The sequence below is a fragment of the Ramlibacter sp. genome (assembly GCF_013697775.1).
Lineage (GTDB): Bacteria > Pseudomonadota > Gammaproteobacteria > Burkholderiales > Burkholderiaceae_C > Ramlibacter.
Window position 1 is genome coordinate 1 of the sequence record NZ_JACCWG010000136.1, and the last position, 3,067, is coordinate 3,067.

General features: G+C 69.7%; 3 protein-coding genes and 1 pseudogene. All 4 read left to right on the forward strand.

What is annotated here, in order from left to right; translation table 11 throughout:
• Nucleotides 1–1,124, forward strand: a pseudogene (locus H0U68_RS06875) (hypothetical protein); the annotation flags it as partial.
• Nucleotides 1,106–1,543: a flagellar hook capping FlgD N-terminal domain-containing protein gene (locus H0U68_RS06880; protein WP_296353954.1), complete on the forward strand. Its 438-nt coding sequence runs from the start codon at nucleotides 1,106–1,108 to the stop codon at nucleotides 1,541–1,543. The pseudogene H0U68_RS06875 and the gene H0U68_RS06880, both read left to right, overlap by 19 nt.
• A complete protein-coding gene (gene flgF / locus H0U68_RS06885) occupies nucleotides 1,540–2,715 on the forward strand; it encodes a flagellar basal-body rod protein FlgF (RefSeq protein ID WP_296353956.1) in 1,176 nt (391 codons plus the stop codon). The genes H0U68_RS06880 and flgF overlap by 4 nt, the downstream gene beginning before the upstream one ends.
• A gap of 3 nt (nucleotides 2,716–2,718) precedes the next feature.
• The coding region (locus tag H0U68_RS06890) for a hypothetical protein (protein WP_296353958.1) at nucleotides 2,719–3,067 on the forward strand (349 nt) is incomplete at its 3' end.

Below are 3,067 nucleotides of genomic sequence, written 5' to 3' on the forward strand. Positions count from 1 at the left end.
GCACGGCCACGGCGCCGCTGCTGCCGCAGGGTGCGGCGCCGGTGCGCGTGGCATCCGCCGCGGGCGTGGAGCATGCATCCGTGCAGCAGCAGCAGCCACGGCGCGACGCGCAGTTGCCGGAGGCAGCGCCCGTGCGGCCGTTCGGCGCCATGCAGGCCGCGGGCGATGCGGCTGCCGTCGATGTGGAGCCGATGGATGCGGGGCAGGTCGATACAGCCGTTGCGCTTGTGAATGCCGCGCCTCAGCCCAGCGCTCACAAGGTCGCCGCGGATGCGTCCGCCACGTTGCTTGACGCCCCGTCGCGCGGCACGCAACCCGCAATGGCGGCCTCGCGTGATCCGGCGGCAGCGGCATCCTTGACGCCGCTCGCATCACCGGACGATGCCGCACCCGCAGCAGTGAACGCGCCCACGGCACCGCCGCTGCCGCACGGCCACGCTGCGCCGCAGCCGGCTGCCGGCACACCGGCGCCCCGCTCCACCGCAGTGGCTGCCGCGCGCGAGCAGACCCGGCAGCTGGCCGCGCAACTCGAATCCTTCGGCAACGTGTCCGCCACCACCATCATGGCGATGCAGCGGCCGGACCACCGAACGGCCGCGCAGGGCCAGGTCTCCACGCCTCCCGCCGTGCGCATCATCGGCGCACCGGCGGTGGGCCACATTCCGGCGAGTGTGCCGGCCGCGCATCCGGACCTGCGCGTCGGCAGCGAACGCGCCCTGCCGCCGGCATTGCCGCAGCGCATCGCCCCGGCGCAGTCAGGTTCTTCCACGCTTGAAGCACCAACCGCGGCAACCGCGTCCAGCGCCGCGCCAGGCGCCGGCAGGCTGGACCGGCCCAACTCCACGCCCAGCCCGCCAGCGCCGATCCGCCTGCATGCGCAGTGGACGGCCGACGGCGTGCACCTGTGGCTCGCGCTGGACGCCGGCGTGCTGGCGCAGATGGGGCCCATCGTGGAGCAGCTGCGCCAGTGGCTGAAGCTGCAGGGCGTGCCGCTGCTGTCCCTCGTGTGCAACGGCCAGCCGGTCGATCTCGACGCCGTTGCGCGCCGCGAGAGCGACAAGGATGCCGCCGACCTTTCCAACACCTTTCCCCAGGAGAACACCGTATGGCCATCAGTACCGTGAGCCCCAGCACCGCGGTGCAGGGCAACAGCATGGGCATGGAGGACTTCCTGAAGGTGCTGCTCACGCAGCTAACCTTCCAGGATCCGCTCAAGCCCATGGACAACCAGGAGTTCATGGCGCAGATGGCGCAGTTCACCTCGCTCGAACAGACGCAGCAGCTCAACGAAAAGATGAGCCAGCTGGTGTCCAACCAGGCGGCGCTGCAGTCGGTCGGCCTGATCGGCCGCAGCGTGGACGTGACGCTGGCCAGCGGCACCTCGCTCACCGGCACCGTGACGGCGCTGTCGCTCTCGGGCGAATCGCCGGCACTGACCGTCACCACCAGCGCCGGCGCCACGCTTTCGGGCATCAGCATCAGCCAGATCTCCGCCGTCCGCGCGGCACCCACAACCACCACCACTCCCGGAGCACAGCCATGATCGGCTCGATCTACGTCGGCATGTCGGGCCTGCAGGGCTTCTCGCAAGGCCTGCGCGTCATCGCCAACAACACCACCAACATGAACACGCCGGGCTTCAAGAGCTCGTCGCTGCAGTTCGCCGACATGTTCTACAGCACCACCGGCTCGGGCAACGGCATGATGCAGGTGGGCTACGGGCTGAACACGGCCGGCACCAGCCTGAACTTCAGCCAGGGCGAGCTGCGCCAGACCGGCAACAACCTGGACCTGGCGCTGGACGGCCAGGGCCTGTTCACCTTGCGCGACTCCGGCGGCAACCTGCACTACACGCGCGCCGGCCAGTTCATCTTCAACGAGGAAGGCGTGCTGGTCAGCCGCGTGGACGGCAGCAAGGTGATGGGCATCGCCGCCGACGGCAGCCTCACGGAAATCCGCATCCAGAACCGCGCCACCGCGGCGGGCAAGGCCTCCGGCACGCTGAAATTCAGCGGCAACCTGTCCAGCACCGCCACCGACCAGACGGTCAGCGCGGTGAAGGTGATCGACAGCCTGGGCGGCGAGCACATGCTGACCGTGAAGCTGACCAACAACGGCGCCACCACGCCGGGAAGCTGGACCGTCGCGCTGATGGACGGCACCACCGTGGTGGAGTCGAAGACGCTCCAGTTCACCGACGGCCGGCCCGATGCCGTCACCGCGAAACTGAGCATGACGTACAAGCCGGCGGGTCTTCCCGATGTTCCGCTGGTGCTGGACTTCAGCACCAACGTCACCTCGTTCGCGGCCGGCAACCTGTCCACGCTGGCCTTCGCCAGCCAGGACGGCTACCTGCCCGGCACCTTGACCGGCGTGAGCTTCGACGACACCGGCACGCTGGTGATGCAGTACGACAACGGCCAGACCGTCAAGGGCGACAAGCTGTCGCTGGGCCGCTTCGACAGCCTGGACGCGGTGCAGTCGCTGGGCGGCAATTCCTTCGCCGCCACCAACAGCCTGGCCTGGCACATGGGCGGTGCGGGCGGCGGTGGCTTCGGCAAGGTGCGCTCGGGCATGGTGGAGCTGTCCAACGTGGACCTGTCGCAGGAGTTCAGCGACCTGGTCATCATGCAGCGCGGCTACCAGGCGTCCTCGCAGATCATCTCCACCGCCAACGAGATGCTGCAGGAATTGTTCAACATGAAGGGCAAGTAAGCAGTGTCCACCGTCGACGGTTCCGGCGCTGTGCCCCTGTGCTGGTGGACGCCCGCGCAGCTGGCAGCCATGGCTGCGCGGCTGCATGGGCCATGGGCCCATTGGCTCGCCGACTGGATGCCGGACGGCGGCGCGTCGCTGGCGCGCGTGCAGTGCGCGCTTGCATGGCAGGAGCCGGAGCGCCAGCCCATGGCGTGGACCGGTGCCGGCACGCGCGGCGCGGCCCAAGCATGGCTGGGCGGCACCGCCGACGGCGCGCCGCAGTGCCTGGACCTGCTGTTCGGCAAAAGCCAGGGTGGCGGCCAGGGACTGCATGCGCATTCCATGGCGCGCGGCATCGCGCCGCAAGCGC

Coding starts and splice junctions, on each gene's coding strand:
- H0U68_RS06880 (WP_296353954.1), top strand. CDS start 1,106: ATGGCCATCAGTACCGTGAGCCCCAGCACCGCGGTGCAGGGCAACAGC.
- flgF (WP_296353956.1), top strand. CDS start 1,540: ATGATCGGCTCGATCTACGTCGGCATGTCGGGCCTGCAGGGCTTCTCG.